Below are 20,006 nucleotides of genomic sequence, written 5' to 3'. Positions count from 1 at the left end.
CCCAAAGCATGTGCTGACATGATGTAAGTCAGTATCAGTGTGTATCGCCATTCGTCTATTCGTCTATTCGTCTATTCGTACAACACACACGCAACCCCATGCCCATCTCCAACAGCGAGCAATTCTGGCCTATCGCCCGCATTGCACACCCCATCCTGCGCCACTTCACATCGCGGATGAAAAGGACACCCCTGCAATTGCGTATAGGGATCGGGCACGGACCCCCTGATCGTCTGCAACCGCGTCTTTCTCGCCCGGGTCATTCCCGGGATAGATTGCATCAGCGCCTGTGTATAGGGGTGTTTGGGATTTTCAAAAATCTCCTCTGTCGCCGCGTGTTCCACAATGCGCCCCATATACATCACCGCAACCTCATCTGACATCTCTGCGACCACACCCAAATCGTGTGTAATCAACATAATCGACATCTGAAATTCGTCTTGCAAATCGCGCATCAAATCCAGTATCTGTGCCTGAATCGTGACATCTAATGCCGTCGTGGGTTCATCGGCAATCAACAGTGATGGACGGCACGAAAGCGCCATGGCAATCATCACGCGCTGTCGCATCCCACCGCTCATCTCGTGCGGATATTGTGCAAACCGCCGCTCCGCATCCGGAATCCCAACCCGATCCAGCATATTTACGGCGAGTGACCGCGCTTCTTCACCCCGCAAATCGAGATGCAGCCGAATCGCCTCCACAATTTGAAACCCCACCGTATGCACCGGACTCAGCGACGTCATCGGCTCCTGAAAAATCATCGCAATCTCGTGCCCGCGAATCGCGCGAATATCCTCGCCCTCCTCGTCCAGATCCGTCAAATAAATCTCGCGGTCGGGACGATGCAAAACAATCTCGCCCTCCACAATCCGCCCGGGTGATGACACCAGGCGCAATGCCGAAAAAGCCGTCACACTCTTCCCGCACCCACTCTCCCCCACAATACCCATCGTCTTTCCCCGGGGAATATCCATCGTCACGCCATCCACAGCGCGAACCGTTCCCTCATCGAGAAAAAAGTGCGTCTTCAAATTATTTATGGTCAACACATGGTCCAAATCACACAACCCCTTTTGCCCGCGCTATAAACGCCTTCGCACCCTCTTGCAACCACCCGGTGCTATTCACCAGCATCATCTGCACCCCGGCAGCGGCGAATTTCCCGACATTGTCTGAGGAAGTCATCGTACCCGCTATACGTCCCGACGCGATGATCTTTGCAAGCGCGTCGTCAATCGTCTTTTGCACCACTTTATTTTCTAAATCGTCAATATACCCCATCGACGCCCCCAGATCTGAAGGCGCGACAAAAAACACATCGATCTGACCCACAGTCAGAATCTCATCCAGATTCTCCACCGCGACAATATCTTCAATCAAAATGGTGAGCAATACTTCGTCATTCGCCTTAGCAAAATAATCCGCAACCCCATAGCCCTGCCGACTCGTGAACATACCGCGCTGACCAATGGGCGCGAACCGCCCGCCCGCCACGACATTTTCCGCTTCTTCGCGCGTATTCACATGCGGCACCACAATACCCTGCGCCCCCCTGTCCAGGGTGCGATAAATAAGCGTCTGATCATTGCGATTCACGCGCACAATCGACGTCATGCCCCACAGATCACAGGCGCGCGTGAGATTGCCCAACTCGTCAAAAGCCATAGGGCCGTGCTCACCCTCAATCCATATCCCATCAAAATTTGCGGGACCAAATGCGTCGATATCATCCGCGTGCGTAAATCCACCGGCGATATACGCCTGTTCGCCTCGTCGCAACTTGTGTTTTACCCGATTCTGTCGAAGTTCCATAAGTCTAATCCCCTAACGTGAATAAGGATCGGCGGCGTCGCGCAGACCGTCGCCGACAAAATTAAATGCGAGCACAGTAATAATTACAAAAATCACAGGCGTCAAAAGCCACGGCTGAAAAGCCACAGCCTGAACATTTTGCGCCTCTTTCAACAGCACGCCCCAACTCGTCACCGGCGGACGCAGCCCAAGACCGAGAAAACTCAGCGAAGTCTCGCCCAAAATCATACCCGGCACAGCGAGCGTCAAACTCACGATAATATGGCTCATAAACGAAGGCAGCAAATGCCGCGTCATAATCCGCCAGCGACTCGCGCCGGCAAGCAGCGCAGCAGTTGCAAAATCCTCTTCGCGCAACGACAAAATTTTCCCGCGCACCTGCCGCGCCAAACCCGTCCACCCAATAAAGGACAACACAACCGTAATGCCCATATAGATTTGCAAGGGCGACCACGATGAAGGCAGCGCCGCGGCCAGAGCCATCCACAGCGGAATAGACGGAAAAGACCTGAGAATCTCAATCCCGCGCTGAATGAGATTGTCGATCCAACCCCCGTAGTACCCGGACACCACGCCGATCACCAGACCAAACACAAAACTCAGTGTCACCCCCACCAGCCCTATCGTCAGCGAAATGCGCGAACCGTAAATAATCCTCGAAAGCAAATCCCGCCCGAGATGATCCGTACCCAACAGAAAAAGCGTCCCCCCATCATCAACGCCAAAAAGATGGATATCCGTCTCAAACAAGCCCCAGAACCGATAGGGTGCGCCTCGCACAAACAACCGTACGGCATAGCGTTGCGAGCGGTCTTCGATATAGAACTTCCGAAGCGTTTCCGGATGTCGCACGCCCTTGATCCCATACACAAACGGCCAGAAATGCACGCCCTCATCCGACACAAATTGCAAACGCTGGGGCGGAGCAAACGCATAGGCAACCTGCCGATGATTGAGCGTATAAGGCGCCAAAAACTCGCAAAACACAGCCACCACATAAAGCGCGACAATAACCATACCCGCAGCCATCGCCAGGTGGTGCTTGCGAAACTTCCACCACATCAACTGCCACTGAGACGCGGCATAAGCCTCCGTTTCCCCGGTCAGCACATCTTGCTCGACCACCTCTTCTCGTCTGGGCATAGCCATCTAATGCTCTCCCTCTTCGTATCGAATGCGCGGATCGAGCCACAACAACAAAATGTCTGAAATGAGCGTACCGACAAGCGTCAACAGGCTCAACATCATCACCATACTGCCCGCCAGATACATATCCTGATTCATAAGCGCGCGCAATAACAGCGGTCCCGTCGTCGGCAACCCCAACACCACCGACGTAATCGTCGCCCCAGACACAATACCCGGCAAAACCCATCCCACAGTACTGACGAGCGGATTGAGCGCCACACGCACCGGATACCGCATCAGCAACACCCAGTAGCGCACGCCTTTGGCGCGGGCAGTCATCACGTATTGTTTCCGCAATTCATCCAGCAAATTGCCCCGCATCACCCGTATCAACCCCGCCGTACCCGACGTGCCAATCACAATCACAGGGATCCACAAATGCCAGAGCAAATCGAGAAATTTGCCAAAGGACCACGCCGCACTCTGATACTCCGGTGAAAACAGACCGCCTGCACTCACCCCAAACACGGAATACCCGATGTACATAAAAATGAGCGCGAGCAAAAAATTGGGCGTTGCAAGCCCGATAAAGCCCAAAAACGTAAAACAATAATCCGGCAGTGAATACTGCTTCACAGCCGAATAAATCCCAACCGGAATCGCCAGTGCCCACGTCACCAGTAGCGTCACAATCGAAATAATAGACGTCAGCAAAATGCGTTCGCCAATCAGCTCTGTCACGGGGCGATTCCACTCAAACGACATCCCCAAATCGCCCTGCACCATACCTTTCAACCACCGCCAGTATTGCACCATAAAGGGCTGATCGAGATTGTACCGCGCCCGCAGTGCCGCAGCCTGTGCCTCATCCACCGTCTCCCCCGTCTCACCCAGCGCAGCAATATACGACGTGAGATAATCCCCCGGAGGAAGCTGGATAATTGAAAACGAAATAAATGAGATGATTACCATCGTGGGAATCATCCACAACAGGCGTTTAATCACCAAATTTAGCATCTATCTTTCCTATTCCTCAATCGCATAACACTCAACCGCCGTATTACCGGGCGTGCGAAATGCCCAGCCGGACATCGCGACCTCGGGCACATTGCGAAATGAATTTTTGACCAGATAAAACGAGGGCAATGCCCCCACCGTGCCGATAACCCATAAATTCTTCCGATTCAAATCGATAATTTCTCCCATAAGCCTGATCTGTTCCTCTTCGTCAATCGTCTTCTCAATCTCCCAAAACAACTCAATACACCGCCGCATATCTCTGGGGGGTTCTTCGCCGCGTTTTTTTTCCGTGCGATACCAGCGCGCATAATCCACCGCGTGTACAGACTCATCGCTAAATGGAACGAGCCAGCGCGGATCCAGAACAGCGATCTGCTCATCTGACCCGCCCCACACGCCAACATCGTGCAACAAACCCTTTTTGCGCTCGTAAAATAACTGCCGCGCTTCTTCCTTGACTTCTGAATGCACCCCCACCGCAGTCCAATAACTCGCCACCAGTTCCAGAATGCGATTGTTCAGAGACGTCGTCTCAATATAGAGCTTAATAGGTGCCCCATCTGCCCGCAGTCGCATGCCATTTCTCCCGCGCTTCAAACCCATCTCGTCGAGCAATACATTTGCGCGGTCCGGATCGTATTCGATATATGCACGCTCGTAATCCGCATCGTAAAACGGCGACGATGGCGGCGGACACACTTGTCGCGGCTTCCCAATCCCAAAATAATCCGCCTCGTTTAATTCATCGCGATTCAGCGCGAGTGATAGGGCTTTTCGAAAGCGATGATCCCCGATAATCCTCTTCATTTCCGGATCGCGGTGATTCAAATTCAACGCCAGGATATTTGACCCCGCCGATCCATTGATCCAATGCACAACCCGATAATCGCCCTTCTTTCTCCCCTCCATAAACAGCGGATAATTCTGGAACTGAAGGTGCCGCCCCTGCATGCCTATTTCCCCGTTGATCGCCTTGAGATTAATCGTTTCAGGATCAAAAATCTCAAAGGTCATGCGGTCGATGTACGGCAGTTGATTTCCATCGGGATCGACCTTCCAATAATAGGGATTGCGCTCCAGAACTGCCGGGCGCGCAGGCGGTGGCGCAACCACAATCCATGGCCACAAACGCGGGATATCCGGATTGCGCCAATCGCGCATATCTTCAAAAAGCTGCTTCCACAAATCAAATCCCGCAGCCTCACTCATCGCCTCAAGCTTTTCCAAAGACGTGTACTTCGGATGAAATTGCTTCATATAATGGGCGGGATAGCGCAACATCTCATAACCGCGCCCCGACGCCAACTTCACAACAAACAACCCATTGGGTTCCAAAAACGTGAACCGCACCGTATAATCATCGACCTTCTCCAACCCCATCACCCGGCCACCCCGTTTAAAATCGCGCGGAACAACAGGCGTTATCTCCTCATTTTGCAACACATCCTCATACCAGAAAATCAAATCATCAACCGTAAACGGATGCCCGTCTGACCACCTGACCCCTTTTCGCAAAAAAAATATAAAACTGCGCCCCCCATCGGCAATCTCCCACCGCACTGCCAGATTGGGGATCACCTCCTGCGCCATCGCATCCCACCGCACCAACCCTTCATACGCAAACCGGGCTTCGACAATACCCACATCGCGGGGACCAGTGGCAAACCGCGTCCACGTCCCACCATAAGGCCCATGCTGTTGCGGCGGTACAATAACAAGAGGATCTTCCGGCAGGCGTTCCGGTACCGGCGGCAGGATCCCTTCTCGCACCCGCTGGGCGAGCATAGGCGCTTCACCCAATCGTCCACCCGACCATTCTACCACCCGATGCACCGCCCCCGTTGCCTCGGGATGGCGATTGGGAATCTCAACATCCGCCATCACTGCTTCAAGGTCCCGCGCCCCATCTGCCTGCACCACAGGCACAACACCATCCTCGGGCGCACGCACCAGACTGCCCATCACAGCCTCAAATTCCGATGCCCGTTGTATAGCATCCGGATCGCGTGGCGAAAGGTAAAACGCGACATATCCCATCCCCTGCACCAGAAGCACAAAACTGGCAAAAACACCGATAAGCGCGATCCACACTTTAATTCCCATACGGATAATACCTCATCTACTATATGCCCCACTGACAAACTTCTCAATCTCATCCCGCCCCCGCGCAATAGCTTCATCGACAAAACGCGCTTTTATATCCTCATCAAAAAACGCATCTGCCCGTCTTCTGTTCTCAGCAAGATGCTTTTCCATATCATCAGGCAGGGGGCGACCTATCATCTTGAGAAATATCTGCTCGAGAACAACGGGGTCTGTATTCTCTGCCCACCCCCGCGCACGCCTCACAAATCGGGATACTGTCGCGCGATCAATAAACCCCACCTCTCCACGCCCTTCAAACTGATCCAGCACCCCCCCGACGCCTGGATAATTAATGGGCAATTCATCTACATAAGACCACAACCCGTAAATAATGGGTCGCCAGTCTTCAATACCGTGTACATAAATCGTCACCTCATCGCGAAATGCTTCATCCGTCGTCAAATGTGCGATATACCCCATCAACAAAACGCGATCTCGTGGATCCATATTCTGATAATCTGCCAGATTGGGATGCGCTTCAAACATACCCGAAACGGATTTGCCCCACGTCTCGCGCCGATCCTCCGTATAAAAATGTGATCCGTACTTCCCCATCTTCCCCAACAAACGCATCGCATCCGGCGCCATAGAACCCGCCACAAGCTCCGGCAAATACCGCCCGCTTAGAGCACCTACTTCTGGCAAATCGCGCTCGAGCAGTTCCTGCAACCCGAGCACCAGCGCAAAATGACATCGCCCACGAGGCATCCGTTTCCCTTTCTCAACAAGAATCTACTTGTAATTCTGCTCGTATTTCAGAGTATGGCCGAAAGCCCGTTGCCGATTCAACCGCCCGATCCAGATCTAAAGCGTCTTCTAAATCCTCAAGTCGTTGCATCAAAGCGCAATAATCTTTGATTGACAGTACGACTGCGGTCTTCCGCCCCTTTTCATCCACGACATATTTTGGTTTGATATTGAGCATCATTGTTCAACCGTTTTGAGCACAGTTATCCCCATCATCGCAAAATGCTCATCAAAAGCATAGGTCTCAGAAATGTTATGCTTCTGACAAACCGCGAAACTGGTGCAATCTGTAAATGATAACTTTGCGGAATCGTATTGCCGAAAAAGCCGCTTGGCTTCTTGAAATAGGGTCTTATCAATTTCCGCGACAGTTAAACCATCTATTTTTTCAGCGCGTTCAATAAAATCGAGAAACTGTACTGCTACTGAGTGGCTCACGTCATATCTGAGCCGAGTTATGGTTTCATCAAGCACATAATCAGTCGTAAAAAATCGCGCTCTTTGCCGTTTTAAGTCCGCGTAAATCGTCACAGCGTCGGTGTGATTCCGATCTCTTTGATTGGTAAGAGCAATCCAGGCACCGCTATCGACAAAAATCATGGTTTTGATCGCAATTCATAGATGCTTTCATCATGATTGACAGACCCGTCGGTTCGGTCAGATTTCGCAAATCCAACCATCTCATCGAGAATTGCGTAGCCTTCTTCTATTTTATTTTTTTCAATGATTTCAGGATTAATAGGGCCACTTCGCACAAGAAAGATGAAATAATCCAGCACGTCTAATGCCCGCCAGATAATCCCGGTGAACACATCGCGCAAATGCTGGCTCTCAACGCCGAAGTCCCTAGCAATTTTTCGATATTTGTTACCCTTGCGATGCGCGGCACTACTGGAACGTAAACTCTGAAGTTTCCGCAGAAAGGCGATACGCTCGGCAGCACCTTCAACATCATGGGCACTAAGCACAGCTTCCAGACGTGCAATGCTACCTTTAAGTTTTGCCTTTTGATCTTTAGAAATGAGCGTGTTTAGACGCCTCTCGTTTAGGGAATCAATGAGTATCTTTGTGAGACTCAAAACCAACGCATCAAAATCGCTTTGCTCATCGGTGGCTGGAATCCTCAAGCCTTGGAAATGGTATTCGTCACCAGTGCCCAGCGGCAACAACAACTGCCAACCCAGATATTCTTGACAGGCATCTTGCAACTTTTGATAACGTTCTCTAAACAAGTGCTCAGGTCGATCTGACTCTGCAGACTGATTCAAGATTTGACGCTTAAAATAGGTCTTACTTACACCGCCTTCGGGCGGGATATTGTAAGACCGCCAGTATAGCTGTTCTGTATAAGGGAGGTCTCGCCCCAGATCGCCTAACCACGCACAGATTTTGTCGTCGTGATAGCTGTCAATCTCCATGCACCACAGGTCACCACAGCGCAGAAGCGAATCCTCTACGGTATATTTACTGGACTCATGGTAATACTTGTCTAAAACCTGTTTGCGAAAATGCACAGGGGTCAGATAATGGGGCGCGTCGGGGTTTGCTCCAAAATAATTTGCCAGAGCATCCGGATCAGATGTATGGATAATTTCATCTCCGTCCTCATCGACATCAATGATAAATTCCACATGCTCTTCTTCCGGTTTCTCAGAAAATCCCCATAACCCGCTTTTGGATTTCGGCAGAGGTTTAATAAGTCGCTTGCCCAGCAGCCGACTAAATGCTTGGTGGCTACCGGAGACGCCAAAATCTCCATAGTGATGCCCCCAACATATAAGATCATCCCTCTGATCACCTCCACCTTCCTTAAGCCCAAGTTCTTCCAGAGAGTACTCCGAGTACTCCCTACAATCGAATTGAATTGATAAATACATTTCCTTAATCGCCAAAAACTGACGAATCTCCTTGAGCCTTATCTGGACCTGATTGGCCTCAACAATAGCTACTACATCTTCATTACCTTCGTCATCAATCTTGATGTATTTATCCTTCTTTCTGTCGTGATATAGATTGTGAAAAAGGCGAAACTCCTCAGATATTTCCATATAGGCATCATATAAACCAGAGAATTCGCGCCCCAAAACCAAAGGTTCCACTCTATTTGTTGTACCTCCATACCGGAGATATTCAACTCTCTCTTCTCCGCCTTCATAAGACACAGATGCATCAGGCATACCACCACCCCAACGGAGGTCCCAACTCGGAGAAGAAAATACTTGATCAATCCCATCCAATGGAATTAAAGCACAATAAATGCCGTAATTGTGGGACTCTCGGTGATCAGATAGATACACGGTGACCATCTCAGTCATTTTTAGATCGCGTCGCAACCAATCCAGCATCTTGGCTTGCGATAGTCGTTTTCGGTCTAAATCAATGCTCATCACTATCCTCCTTCCGCTATTTTGAATCCTGATCAAACAAATGTATAGCACAAAAACCACGTTTGTCAACTTAATCCCCTAATCTGATTCTCTATCTCACCTCATAAGCCCCCACATCATCTCGTCGCAATCTTCCCCATGCAACATCCGGATCGTGCGGCCACACCATAATCCAGTTCTCGGCAACTGCTCTCTCCATAACCTCTTGCTTAACCAGATAGGTCTGCCGCGGATACAGATCATAAGCCATCACATAAATCGGCTTCAGGTGATGCGTAGTAGGAATCAAATCCCCCACAAAGCAGAACGTATCCTCGCCCGTATGCACCAGCACAGATTGATGCCTGCGAGTATGCCCTGGCGTAACTATGACCTCGATAAAAGGACAAATACGCTCATCTCCATCCAACAGCGAGAGCACAGATGCCAACGGCCTCATCACCTCGTCGTATCGATACCCATTCACAGTCTGCCCATCGGCATTCTCCGCATCCTCCCATTCCCCCTCTTGCACGTAATAAGTCGCATTTGGGAAAGCGGGCACATATTCACCCCCCTTGTGCACCGTACAACCCCCGGCATGATCCTGGTGCAAATGCGTCAACACAACCCGCGTAATCTCCTCAGGCGCAACATTCAACGTCTCCAGAGACGCCAAAAGCCCATCCGACTCATCAAGCGCGTAAATCTTTCGCAGCTTCTCCGTCACCTTACCCCCAAACCCGGTCTCAATCAGCACGGTCTCCCCCTGCCCTCTCACAAGCAAACAATTCATCGTCAACCCAATGCGATTGCGCTCATCGGGCGGATAACACTTTTCCCAAAGCGGACGGGGCACAACCCCAAACATCGCGCCACCATCCATCCTCACATATCCAGCAGATAAAACCCAAACATCGCAACCACCACTTTGTCTATAATCTACAATCGCCATATTCGCACCTCCAACTTTGCACTTCGCACTTACCCCTATATATCTTATCTTATCTCTATACAAAACCAAAAAAACAGGAGGAACCATGCCAGCAGCACTCGTCACCGGATCCAGCAGAGGCATCGGCAGAGGCATAGCGTTCTGCCTTGCCGACGCGGGCTACGACATCCTTGTCAACTACGCGGGCAATCTAACCGCAGCAGAAGAAACCGCAACAGGTATTCGAGAACGCGGACAAAACGTCCATATATGTCAGGGCGACATAACCCGCATAGAAGATGGCAAACGCCTCGTAGATACCACACTCGATGCCTTTGGCCGCCTCGACATGCTCGTCAACAACGCCGGCATTGCCCCCCGCGTGCGCGCCGACATCCTCGAAGCCACGCCAGAAAGCTATGAAGACGTCATGAACACCAACCTCAAAGGCCCCTACTTTTTAACCCAATACGCGGCAAACCACATGATAACACTTAAAGAACAGGGAAAAATACAAACACCGCGCATCGTCGTCATCACCTCCATATCTGCCTACACTTCTTCAACAGCGCGCGGCGAATACTGCGTCTCAAAAGCCGGACTGAGCATGATGACGCGCCTATTTGCCGACCGGCTCGCAGAACACGGCATCCCCGTCAATGAAATCCAGCCGGGCATCATCCAGACCGACATGACAGGACCCGTAAAAGAAAAATACGACCATTTGATCGCCGATGGACTGACCCCCATCCGCAGGTGGGGACAACCCGAAGACATCGGCAAAGCCGTAGCCGCCATTGGACTCGGCTATTTCGACTTCACAACCGGCGCGGCAATCCCGGTTGACGGTGGATTCCACATGCACCGACTCTGATTTGGTAGCCAGCACACAGCCCCATTTAGCCTTTAATTTTCTGGGGTACGAGGTTGACATATTCGCCCTTATATCCTACCTTATAAATAAGTATAAAACATCGTATTCGACGCTTTCAAGTGAGGACCCAAATGCTGAAACGCTTTTTTAGTAAAAATGACGAAGAACCAGATAATGGTACAAGCAAAGAAAGACAAATCCACATCGAAGGGCAAGACGAGCACGTTCAGGAAGCCATGGACCTCCTCGCACAAGAGGATCAAGATGAACTCGACGAAGCCCTTGACGAAGTTAATGAAACCGTAAGAGAAGCCGCCAGAGCCTCCCTGCGCGACCTGAGACTCATGCAAGAGGGCCACTGTCCCTCCTGTGGCCACAAAACACTGCGGCAATTTCTCTTTACAACTGTGTGTTCCAGTTGCGGTTGGTTTTCTTTTATCTCGCCTGAAGAAGGCAAATCTCACATCCACCTGCAAAGTGGGCGCACCATCGAATGCGGCACCACATTTGACACCAAAGGCGACTTTGTACTCGGCATCACAAGCGGTGTGGTTCGCGCCAAAGTGCCCAAGGAAAATGTCGAATACATCGAATTTTCCTGGACCGACGAAGAAGTCCGGCGCAAACGCGAATCCCGCGCAAAAGAGGAAACGGGAATATGCAGCTGGTGCGAAAAATCCCTCGCCGATGATGGTGATGAAAATATCATTGTCTATGCGGCTTTCGGCTCCACCCAGGAGCGCTATGTCTTCTGTTCGGACAAATGCAACGAAGCCTTCCAAAAACAATATCCCATTCGCATTCACAAAAATTGCTATGAACGCTCCTGCCTCGATTGCGACCTGTGCAACAAACGCTACCTGGGCGAAGACGAGACCTTCCTAAAATTGCTCGAACAAGGGAAAGTGTGAGAAAGCGGTCACCCCGCCCAACCCAAAAATCAATCCCCCATTGCAATAACGCGCAATGGGGGATTTTTTTTCAGCTTATGTGATTTGAGATATTTTAGAATGCGGATAAATCAGATGGTCACATCACACCTCACGCCATAGCATTCTATTTAAAAACTTCCAAATCTTTCAAGACTTGAAATGCTTCATCTGATTGCATACCCTTTTTGTAATCGGGATTCAATACAATCGCTCTTTGCAAGGAAGAAACAGCGGAATCTCGGTTGCCCAAAAAGACATAGACACGAGCGCGATTGTACAATGCCAGGTGATAGTCATCCTTCAGCATCAGTGCCTGGTCAAAAGCTGTGAGTGCCTCGTCGTATTGCTTTAGTGAATACAATGCCCACCCTTTGTTATTCCAGGCAAAAGCAGCGAGAGTAGAATCCGGATCCATCCGAAGTGCATCATCAAAACATTTGATAGCATCTTCAAATCGCTCCATCATCAGTAATACCACACCTTTGCTATTCTGCAGACTGACATCCTGAGGTGATTTCTCAATTGCCGTTTCAAATACGTCCAGGGCCTCGTCATATCGCTCTAAATCTATCAATGCAGAGGCTTTTTGTTTTAGCAACAAAGTCTGATAGGAAGACGCAGTCTCGTTGCGATCCAACGCTTTTGTTGGCCCATCTAATCCCGCGCCAATCGCCCGATCAAATATTTCGAGTGCCGCTTCAAATTGTTTCGCTTCGGCATAGGCCTGTCCTTTCAGAAGCACTATGTTCGGATTATCAGGACTGTATGCAAGGATTTGATCATAGGCGTCAATGGCTTGATCATAGAATTTTTGTTCGAGGTAAATTGCCGCTTTCCACTGCCAAGCAGTGGTATCTTTTGGATCCAAATCTATCGCCTGATCAAATGCTTCCAAGGCTTGTGCATATAATCTTTTTTTGTAAAAAGCTTTCCCCTTATCACGCCAAAATTTGGGATTTGCATTATTTAAATGCGGATCGGTCTCAGCAACATTCAGAATTTCTCGAGATTCTTGCTCTCGCCCCATTGCCTTGAGTATCTCTGACTTTAGAATCAGAATCACCCTGTGGTCATCTGGTTTGGAGACCACATCAAGTGCGCGATCAATATGATGAAGTGCCGCCTTGTGCTCTTCCATCTTGAGAAGCAAACGCGACAAGTGATAGGCGTAAACTGAATTCGTTGGGAGTAGCGCACTGGCTCTATCAAAACAATACGCCGCCATCTTGATATTGCCTAACTGCTCTTCCAAAGCACCGAGTGACTCCCAGGCAAAGTAATGGTCAGATCGGATCCGAATTGCAGCCTTATATGCTTCCATAGCCTTGTCGTTATCCCCTTCCCTGGCATAGTGGAGACCGCGGACTCTCAGGATAGCAGCATAGTGGTGTGGATTGCTATGCAGAGCAAGTGCCATGAATGCAGCGGAGTAAATCCAGGGCAAAAGGAGGAATCCTATTCTGATCGCAATAGGAGATTTGAGGAAGAATTTTATCATGGCAGCAATGGCGGCTCTGTCTTGGCTATTGTTCCCCCTATGAGGTAGCCAATCAGAGGCGCACTGTGATAGGTCAGGTTTACTGCTGCATGGATTACAACACATGGCAGAAGCGTGCGTCTGGTTTCGTACAAATAGGCAGCTAAAAGACCAAAAGAAAAATGAGTGAAAAAGAGAAAGACAATCGTCAGGGAATATGCTACCAATGCCCGCTGAACTGACTGGTGAATGAAGACAAAGATGACCGTTGATATAATCGCTGCAGGCCACCGACCAAACCGGGGTCTTATTATACCGTAAATCAGAAACCGATAAATGAGTTCCTCGTAAAATGGAATCAAAAGAACAGATCTGATCATGCGTATGAATATGAACCAAAGCTCAGATTCATACTGTGGTCCAAAACCTGAAGGAATCTCCAAAGCCAGATTGAATGAAGTTGCTGCAAGCGCAACATAACCCCACTTGAGCAAGTCTTTTGAATCGGACTTTTGGAGACCCAAAATTTTAGTGATTGACACACCTGTAATAAAATGTACAGCAACCCCCATTGCGACGGTTATGAGACCTACAACCCCTACTTCTACGATCCAGTCCAATGCTGTATGGGAAGATATATGGGGACGAAAAACGATATGGGAGTAGATCCATATTCTGTTGGTGAGCACCGCAACGAGCAACAGAATTAAACCAGAGCGTAGCGAGAGTGATAGTGATACCGGCCAATTAGCAGAACAGGTCCTTCGAGGGATGTTCACGCCCATGATTATTCCTCTCTATCTACAGGTATTAATCGCCAGTATCCTTTTTCTCATCATCGGTGTCAGTTTCTGGCACTGGTACCGCTGTTTCTGTTTTACGCGTGTATCCCACAGGAGTAGAAAGAACATTTACCTGGTACGTACTATCTGCAGATACTGTGGTCGTTGTACTCGAGCCGGAAAATGGGAGACCCATTGTCTCGGTTATATTAGTTCGTTCCGTATGACTACCCCGGATAGTATCCACATGTGTAGTGGTTAAGTGAATCCCAGAGCTATCCACAGATAAATCTGGTCCAATAGTGAGCCTCTGGGTTTCCCAATTTGGATCATAATCTGGACCACACAAAGACGGATTTGGACCACAGATATAATCTTCTGCGGCTATATCGTCTTTCCATTGTTCTACTTCAGATTTAGGCATTTGAAAACTCCTTTCAATAATAGCGTGAACACCCCGAAGGATTTACAGATTTTATGATTATGAGTGCTTCTACTGCTTGAAACATAAAAATTCCTGTTTTATATCCTCGCCGTTTTGTCATACAAGCGAGCATAAACCCCATCTTGCATGGCTAACCACTCGTGCGTGCCCTGCTCTGCGATCTGTCCCTCATCCAATACCACAATCTCATCTGCATTTTGGATGGTTGAGAGTCTGTGCGCGATGATAATTGTGGTTCTACCTTGTCGCACGGTTTTTAATGCTTCTTGAATGTGATATTCGGATTCCATATCCAGCGCGGCGGTGGGTTCATCCAAAATCAAGATGGGCGTGTCCATTAACAGCACACGAGCCAGTGCAATGCGCTGTTTCTGTCCTTCCGACATCTGTGCCCCTTGTTCTCCTACCAGTGTTTCATATCCCTCGGACAATGACGCGATGAAGTCGTGAATGTACGCGCCTCGTGTCGCATCCTGAACATCTCGCAAGGGTATGTCGTGTCCAAAGGTCAGGTTGTCTAAAATACTGCCTTGAAACAAGGTGCTTCCTTGCATCGCAAATCCCACCTGCTGCCGGATGGACTTTAAGCGATAGTTTCGAATATCGTGCCCATCAATAGACAGATACCCCTCTTGCGGATCATAAAATCTCGGGATCAATTTAGCAAGTGTTGATTTACCTGAGCCACTCTTGCCGACCAGAGCAATGGTGGCTTGCGCCGGGACGTGCAGGTTGATGCCGCGCAAAACGGGTTGATCTTCTTGATACGAAAAACTCACATCGTGAAACTCGATCTCACCTCTAACCTGTGGCAAGGTGGGCATATCTGGACGATCCTGGATTTCAGGACTCAAGTCATAGACTTCAAAAAAACGATTGATGCGAACCAATGCCATTTCAACCTGCCCCACAAGACCGATGAGATTGCCGATTGGACCGTAGAGATAGCCCACATACCCCGAAAAAGCCATATAACTGCCCAGAGAGAGGTTGCCATTCAGAACTTGCGTCCAGCCATACCAGCCATAAGCCAAAGTACCCGCTGTTTTCACCAACGACCCCATAAACCCAAATCCACCACTTAAATGAGTTGATCGGATTCGCAATTTGGAAACATCAATAAATATGTCTCTGATCTTGTGGTAAAACGCGGCTTCCAGTCCCAGTGCCTGTACAGTGCGAATGCCTGAAAGCGATTCGTAGGACGTGGCCGATGATTCAGCAGATGCTTCGGTCAGTTTTTTAGACACTCTGCTGAGATATTTCTTTGAAATCATAACCAACACGGTATCAAAAGGCAGCACCGCCAGACTGATCAACGCGAGTTTCCAGTTGATATAAAGCAAAATAGGTGGAAAAATAAGCAATTGAAGCGAGTTCATAATCAGGCTATTCACCATCCCTACGGTACTATTGACAGAACTATCCATATCTCTGAATCGAGACAGAATTTCGCCCGTCTGACGGTTGTCAAAAAAGCTGAAGTCCAGCGATTGTATGTGGGAATAGAAGCGGGATTTGAAATCCAACCCCATGTTGACACCCACATAACGCGCAAAATAAGTGCTCAACAGATTTGTGAATCCCAATCCCGTCGAGAGCACAGCACCCAAAATCAGAATAAAGGTCAGGAGCGTGTAGTCTTTGTGCGGATACACATCATCAATCAATACCTTGGTAATGTATGGTCCTGGGATTTGCAAAAACATGACCATGATGCCCACGAGAAGGGATTGAAAGATAAACCGCCAGTAGGGTCTGAGCATTTTGATGATTTTGAATATCTGACGCATCGAATCGTACCGTGGTAATTTTCAAAAGAAGGTCTATGACAAACGTCGAAAGCGTGTCATCTATCAGGACTGGCGTTGTGCTTATGCGTTTATCGAGAAATTATTATGGGTGTTCAACACCTACCTGATTGATAATTCGGTAGGCATTGAACACCCAATGATCAGAGGTCATATATTTTGTTCTTCTAAGCGGCTATCAATGATCAAATCCGAAATTCATTTGATCTTTTGACATCCGCTAATTACCCTCATCCTTCTTCTTTTCTTCCTCCTCTTCATCCTCTGTTTCTATTTCCGGTACAGGCGGTTCCTTGGGAGGGCTTTGATCATGGCAACTCCTATAGCAATCAAGGTATAATCTCGCTGTATACATGATTCCTCCAGTGACAGGGATAAGCTCCACGTTCCCCGTTGCGGCTGTTATTCCTATAGTAGCAGCTGTCATAACTTCAACGCTCGCACGGGCATCGTCATGCGCTTCGTTGATTGCAGCCTCCCTTGGATCTTCTGGAATCTCAGGCGCAACATACGTTGCATCCTGTTGGGTAGTAACGAATTCAGGCATTGTTTTGCTCCTTTCTGGAAAAGTGCTGATAACCTCTGATCATAAAATAAAAAATTCTCTATACTGAAATACCACTACAGAGACTAAATTGCCAATACTGTGATATATAAAGCTGGCAGTAAGTGAATTTGTGTGTTCTGCCAAGAATGCTGTCACAACACCAGAAAAAAATATAAAAAAGAGGCCTGTAAGATCTGTCCCCAAGACATGGAATGCTGAAAAAATAAGGGCTGAAATCAAGGTTGAGATAATGCTATCATTTCGTTTGCGTAAAATTCTATACAATACCCCTCGAAAGTACAATTCTTCTCTGAATGGACCTAATAGGCCTCCAACTATTATCTGGCCGTAAACTATCACAGCAGAAGAATATTGGGGGGGATTACCAAAATTTACGATTTTCCCGGCCCATAACAGGGACTTGATAGCACCTAAGACGAAGGCAAAAAGGATATATCGAACTTGAGTAACATGGTATATTGACCCCCAAATTGTCCTGAATGATAAATTCACTTTCTTGCACTGCCATTTTAGAAAGGCAAGAAAGGCAAATATCAAAACTAGCACGGGATATGTCTCAGTAATATGCAGTAGATCACGGAATTTTAAATCCCACTGATTGAAGTGATTAAGATGTATTATCAATAAGTGAAACAGCCAACTAACAACAATCACAATCACCATGTATGAAATCCCCCAAAGGATTACTTTTTTAATAGACCAGGGGAGTTGTAATCGCTGAGCATTATTAAGTTCCATATCAGTGCCTACATCTATTTTGCTATCTTGCATGTTCTTCTCGCGTGTAAAAGATGAACTTGATTCGCGTCACTAAACACCAAGGCGAGGCAGGCCTCGCCCCTACCCACTATCCATTACCTCTATCTTCCAACCGATAAATCTCAGGGCGCCCAATTTTGCCCACGGTCTTCAAAAACTTTTTCCACAGCAAGTCAACAATGGGACCGCGCTCTGTCACGATCTTAGCTTCTACACCCATGCCATAAGCAAGCGGACATTCTTTCTCACCATCAGATAAATGCGGATCTATCACACTGATCTTCACAGGATAAACAGTACTCATACTGCCCGGCACGAGACCGGCACCCAGGGGTGTGATGGGTTCGGGTTTTCTCGGCACATCTGTCACCCTGCCCTCAAAAATCTTGTATTCCATGTGTGGAAATGCATTCACATATATCCGCACCTTATGTCCCTCTTTCACCTTTGGGATATCCACTTCTTGAATCAGTACCTCAGCTTGCCAACTGTGCAATTCGGCCAGTTCAATCAAGGCTTCACCCGCCTCAATGCGGTCTCCCTCGCGTTTATCCAGGTCGCGCGTCAACACGGTTCCAGAAACAGGCGCATAGATCTTCATCTGTTCCAAACGCGTTTCGACAAGGCGATGGCTGACCTGTAATTTTTCATACGTTTGTTTTAGCATCTCGTGTTCCTGATTGCGATTGTCCAGAGCGACCAACCGTCGTTTTACCCGTTCAATTTCTACTTTTGCGCCCTCTACCCGCGTCTGGTGTACCCGAATGGGAATCAACGTATCAACAGGTGGTCGCACACTCCCATCTTCGCGATAGGGCGCGTATTTGCGGTAGATCTGGTATTCTTGCCGAACCTGTTCCAACTGCAACCTTGCGGTCTCATATTCCACTTCAGCCCGTGTAATCTCTGCCTCCAAAACAGCCCGCTCGCGTTGCAATTCTGCCACCAAAGCCACACGCCGACGTTGATTCATCGCCAGTTCATGTTCGAGTTTCTCCAATTCCGTGCGTAAATCGATATCATCCAAAGTCAGCATCAAATCACCCTGTGCAATCTCTTGTCCGTGTTGCACATGAACCGTCTGGATCAAGCCTGATCGCTGTGCTTTCACTTCATAACGCGCAGTAGGCTGCAAGCGACCTTGTCCTGCAACCGTAATTTCCATGCCCAAATGCCATCCCAAAAGACAGATAAACGCGACCATGCTTCCCACAACGCACAAAATGGTGAGCAAGAAATAGCGCACAAACCGGAAGCCAATCCCCGAAGTTGAGAGGGCTTCTCGCGCCTCTGTGTTTTCAAAAGACCCATCTTTTCGGGAATAGCCATTGAATCTTACAACCTGTTCACTGTGTACCATAACTCATTCAGCCCACTGTTGAAAGTGAATTTCGACCAGAGAAATGAACATTCAACTCAGACATCTTCCGAAGATGTCTGAATTTCTCCGCGCATAACTTTTGTGCGGTACTGGGTAGGAGGCATTCCGTGTATCGTTTTGAAAGCCTCGCGCAAACGATTTGGTGAAAGAAATCCGCACGCACTTGCAATCTCATAGACGAATATCGAAGGTTCTTTTATCAAACGCTGTGCCTGTGCAACCCTGATCTCTCGCAATTTTTCTGAGAACGTCTTGCTCACATGTTTTTTGAACAGCTTGCAACCGTGCGACCTGGAAAACCCAAAATGGGCCATGAGATCATCAAAGCTCAGTCCTGGATCGCTGTAATGCTCCTCCAAAAACGACACCAGACTCCTTTTTATCCAATCCTGTGAAGGCATGCACTTCTTAACCTTTGCCAAAAATTTATCCTTGCTGATCGGTTTATCCAGCACGCCTACAGCACCCAGCTTGAGCATCCTTTCCATTAACTCCAGGCGTTCCATCCCGCCCATGATCAGGACATGTGTTTGAATTTCCTCTACCTTTAGACAAGTCAAAAGAGATATCGCATCAAGGTCTCTTATATCTTTGTCAACCACAGCGAGATCGATCTTTTCACGTCTCAAAGTTTTAAACCCTGCTACGCCATCTCTCGCTGTGAATACATCGTAAAGTTCATCGCTCAAGTATTCACAAAGAGTCGATATAACGCAGCTATTGCGATCTACAATTAGAACTTTCTGCTCGTTCATATTTTTCTCCGTACGCCAAAAAATCTCTACAACCACATTCAAACATGCACCTTGCACGTAAATAGAT

General features: G+C 48.6%; 20 protein-coding genes. 2 read left to right on the top strand and 18 right to left on the bottom strand.

Going from position 1 to position 20,006, the window contains the following annotated elements:
* Positions 1 to 71: 71 nt before the first annotated feature.
* The 10 genes from F4Y39_01940 to F4Y39_01895 all read right to left on the bottom strand — a co-directional run bounded on the left by F4Y39_01940 (position 72) and on the right by F4Y39_01895 (position 10,311).
* Complete coding sequence (locus F4Y39_01940; protein MYC12468.1) at positions 72 to 1,061, bottom strand: ABC transporter ATP-binding protein; 990 nt, start codon at positions 1,059 to 1,061, stop codon at positions 72 to 74.
* Between the two features lies 1 nt (position 1,062).
* Positions 1,063 to 1,815: a hypothetical protein gene (locus F4Y39_01935; GenBank protein MYC12467.1), complete on the bottom strand. Its 753-nt coding sequence runs from the start codon at positions 1,813 to 1,815 to the stop codon at positions 1,063 to 1,065.
* A 12-nt stretch (positions 1,816 to 1,827) separates the two neighbouring features.
* The gene (locus F4Y39_01930) at positions 1,828 to 2,964 is read right to left on the bottom strand and encodes an ABC transporter permease (GenBank protein ID MYC12466.1); all 1,137 of its coding nucleotides are present in this window, start codon (positions 2,962 to 2,964) and stop codon (positions 1,828 to 1,830) included.
* Positions 2,965 to 3,960 (bottom strand): ABC transporter permease, encoded by a 996-nt coding sequence (locus F4Y39_01925; GenBank protein MYC12465.1) that lies wholly within the window; start codon positions 3,958 to 3,960, stop codon positions 2,965 to 2,967. It abuts the gene before it with no gap.
* Between the two features lie 9 nt (positions 3,961 to 3,969).
* A complete protein-coding gene (locus F4Y39_01920) occupies positions 3,970 to 6,066 on the bottom strand; it encodes an ABC transporter substrate-binding protein (protein ID MYC12464.1) in 2,097 nt (698 codons plus the stop codon).
* A 12-nt stretch (positions 6,067 to 6,078) separates the two neighbouring features.
* Entirely contained in the window at positions 6,079 to 6,816 is a 738-nt protein-coding gene (locus tag F4Y39_01915; GenBank protein MYC12463.1) for a zinc dependent phospholipase C family protein, read from the bottom strand.
* A 13-nt stretch (positions 6,817 to 6,829) separates the two neighbouring features.
* Positions 6,830 to 7,033 carry a hypothetical protein gene (locus tag F4Y39_01910; protein ID MYC12462.1) on the bottom strand — a complete coding sequence of 68 codons (204 nt, stop codon included), beginning with the start codon at positions 7,031 to 7,033 and terminating at the stop codon, positions 6,830 to 6,832.
* Complete coding sequence (locus F4Y39_01905; GenBank protein MYC12461.1) at positions 7,033 to 7,455, bottom strand: type II toxin-antitoxin system VapC family toxin; 423 nt, start codon at positions 7,453 to 7,455, stop codon at positions 7,033 to 7,035. Before F4Y39_01905 ends, F4Y39_01910 begins: the two co-directional genes overlap by 1 nt.
* The gene (locus tag F4Y39_01900) at positions 7,452 to 9,242 is read right to left on the bottom strand and encodes a hypothetical protein (GenBank protein MYC12460.1); all 1,791 of its coding nucleotides are present in this window, start codon (positions 9,240 to 9,242) and stop codon (positions 7,452 to 7,454) included. Before F4Y39_01900 ends, F4Y39_01905 begins: the two co-directional genes overlap by 4 nt.
* A 91-nt stretch (positions 9,243 to 9,333) precedes the next feature.
* Positions 9,334 to 10,311, bottom strand: a complete 978-nt coding sequence (locus tag F4Y39_01895; protein MYC12459.1) for an MBL fold metallo-hydrolase — start codon at positions 10,309 to 10,311, stop codon at positions 9,334 to 9,336.
* On the opposite strand from F4Y39_01895, the gene F4Y39_01890 reads away from it, so the two are divergent.
* On the top strand, positions 10,262 to 11,029 hold the full coding sequence (locus F4Y39_01890) for a 3-ketoacyl-ACP reductase (GenBank protein ID MYC12458.1): 768 nt from the start codon (positions 10,262 to 10,264) through the stop codon (positions 11,027 to 11,029). The two genes, F4Y39_01895 and F4Y39_01890, sit on opposite strands and share 50 nt — an antisense overlap.
* Positions 11,030 to 11,160: 131 nt before the next feature.
* Positions 11,161 to 11,940: a hypothetical protein gene (locus F4Y39_01885; protein ID MYC12457.1), complete on the top strand. Its 780-nt coding sequence runs from the start codon at positions 11,161 to 11,163 to the stop codon at positions 11,938 to 11,940.
* Positions 11,941 to 12,085: 145 nt separating this feature from the next.
* On the opposite strand, the gene F4Y39_01880 is transcribed toward F4Y39_01885, so the two are convergent.
* From F4Y39_01880 to F4Y39_01845, 8 genes are all read right to left on the bottom strand, one after another.
* Complete coding sequence (locus F4Y39_01880; GenBank protein ID MYC12456.1) at positions 12,086 to 13,564, bottom strand: tetratricopeptide repeat protein; 1,479 nt, start codon at positions 13,562 to 13,564, stop codon at positions 12,086 to 12,088.
* Complete coding sequence (locus F4Y39_01875) at positions 13,456 to 14,223, bottom strand: CPBP family intramembrane metalloprotease (GenBank protein ID MYC12455.1); 768 nt, start codon at positions 14,221 to 14,223, stop codon at positions 13,456 to 13,458. Before F4Y39_01875 ends, F4Y39_01880 begins: the two co-directional genes overlap by 109 nt.
* A 25-nt stretch (positions 14,224 to 14,248) precedes the next feature.
* Positions 14,249 to 14,644 (bottom strand): hypothetical protein, encoded by a 396-nt coding sequence (locus F4Y39_01870; protein MYC12454.1) that lies wholly within the window; start codon positions 14,642 to 14,644, stop codon positions 14,249 to 14,251.
* Positions 14,645 to 14,742: 98 nt separating this feature from the next.
* Complete coding sequence (locus F4Y39_01865) at positions 14,743 to 16,458, bottom strand: peptidase domain-containing ABC transporter (protein MYC12453.1); 1,716 nt, start codon at positions 16,456 to 16,458, stop codon at positions 14,743 to 14,745.
* A gap of 238 nt (positions 16,459 to 16,696) precedes the next feature.
* Positions 16,697 to 17,023, bottom strand: a complete 327-nt coding sequence (locus tag F4Y39_01860; protein ID MYC12452.1) for a hypothetical protein — start codon at positions 17,021 to 17,023, stop codon at positions 16,697 to 16,699.
* 39 nt (positions 17,024 to 17,062) lie between these two features.
* Positions 17,063 to 17,815 carry a CPBP family intramembrane metalloprotease gene (locus tag F4Y39_01855; GenBank protein MYC12451.1) on the bottom strand — a complete coding sequence of 251 codons (753 nt, stop codon included), beginning with the start codon at positions 17,813 to 17,815 and terminating at the stop codon, positions 17,063 to 17,065.
* Positions 17,816 to 17,891: 76 nt separating this feature from the next.
* A complete protein-coding gene (locus F4Y39_01850) occupies positions 17,892 to 19,163 on the bottom strand; it encodes an HlyD family efflux transporter periplasmic adaptor subunit (protein ID MYC12450.1) in 1,272 nt (423 codons plus the stop codon).
* Between the two features lie 56 nt (positions 19,164 to 19,219).
* Positions 19,220 to 19,939, bottom strand: a complete 720-nt coding sequence (locus tag F4Y39_01845; protein MYC12449.1) for a response regulator transcription factor — start codon at positions 19,937 to 19,939, stop codon at positions 19,220 to 19,222.
* Positions 19,940 to 20,006 lie beyond the last annotated feature (67 nt).

The organism is Gemmatimonadota bacterium (assembly GCA_009838845.1).
In the GTDB taxonomy this organism is placed as follows: Bacteria; Latescibacterota; UBA2968; order UBA2968; family UBA2968; genus VXRD01.
Note: the sequence above shows the minus strand (reverse complement) of the source record. Positions and strands in the feature narration are given on the sequence as shown.

What these genes read in the sequence shown, in the direction of transcription:
- F4Y39_01905 (MYC12461.1), bottom strand. Translation starts at nt 7,455, where the DNA reads ATGATTTTTGTCGATAGCGGTGCCTGGATTGCTCTTACCAATCAAAGA.
- F4Y39_01850 (MYC12450.1), bottom strand. Translation starts at nt 19,163, where the DNA reads ATGGTACACAGTGAACAGGTTGTAAGATTCAATGGCTATTCCCGAAAA.
- F4Y39_01860 (MYC12452.1), bottom strand. Translation starts at nt 17,023, where the DNA reads ATGCCTGAATTCGTTACTACCCAACAGGATGCAACGTATGTTGCGCCT.
- F4Y39_01845 (MYC12449.1), bottom strand. Translation starts at nt 19,939, where the DNA reads ATGAACGAGCAGAAAGTTCTAATTGTAGATCGCAATAGCTGCGTTATA.
- F4Y39_01865 (MYC12453.1), bottom strand. Translation starts at nt 16,458, where the DNA reads ATGCGTCAGATATTCAAAATCATCAAAATGCTCAGACCCTACTGGCGG.
- F4Y39_01920 (MYC12464.1), bottom strand. Translation starts at nt 6,066, where the DNA reads ATGGGAATTAAAGTGTGGATCGCGCTTATCGGTGTTTTTGCCAGTTTT.
- F4Y39_01855 (MYC12451.1), bottom strand. Translation starts at nt 17,815, where the DNA reads ATGCAAGATAGCAAAATAGATGTAGGCACTGATATGGAACTTAATAAT.
- F4Y39_01895 (MYC12459.1), bottom strand. Translation starts at nt 10,311, where the DNA reads ATGCCTCTGCCGATGCCTCTGCTGGATCCGGTGACGAGTGCTGCTGGC.
- F4Y39_01870 (MYC12454.1), bottom strand. Translation starts at nt 14,644, where the DNA reads ATGCCTAAATCTGAAGTAGAACAATGGAAAGACGATATAGCCGCAGAA.
- F4Y39_01875 (MYC12455.1), bottom strand. Translation starts at nt 14,223, where the DNA reads ATGGGCGTGAACATCCCTCGAAGGACCTGTTCTGCTAATTGGCCGGTA.
- F4Y39_01880 (MYC12456.1), bottom strand. Translation starts at nt 13,564, where the DNA reads ATGTGTTGTAATCCATGCAGCAGTAAACCTGACCTATCACAGTGCGCC.
- F4Y39_01890 (MYC12458.1), top strand. Translation starts at nt 10,262, where the DNA reads ATGCCAGCAGCACTCGTCACCGGATCCAGCAGAGGCATCGGCAGAGGC.
- F4Y39_01925 (MYC12465.1), bottom strand. Translation starts at nt 3,960, where the DNA reads ATGCTAAATTTGGTGATTAAACGCCTGTTGTGGATGATTCCCACGATG.
- F4Y39_01930 (MYC12466.1), bottom strand. Translation starts at nt 2,964, where the DNA reads ATGGCTATGCCCAGACGAGAAGAGGTGGTCGAGCAAGATGTGCTGACC.
- F4Y39_01935 (MYC12467.1), bottom strand. Translation starts at nt 1,815, where the DNA reads ATGGAACTTCGACAGAATCGGGTAAAACACAAGTTGCGACGAGGCGAA.
- F4Y39_01915 (MYC12463.1), bottom strand. Translation starts at nt 6,816, where the DNA reads ATGCCTCGTGGGCGATGTCATTTTGCGCTGGTGCTCGGGTTGCAGGAA.
- F4Y39_01900 (MYC12460.1), bottom strand. Translation starts at nt 9,242, where the DNA reads ATGAGCATTGATTTAGACCGAAAACGACTATCGCAAGCCAAGATGCTG.
- F4Y39_01885 (MYC12457.1), top strand. Translation starts at nt 11,161, where the DNA reads ATGCTGAAACGCTTTTTTAGTAAAAATGACGAAGAACCAGATAATGGT.
- F4Y39_01910 (MYC12462.1), bottom strand. Translation starts at nt 7,033, where the DNA reads ATGCTCAATATCAAACCAAAATATGTCGTGGATGAAAAGGGGCGGAAG.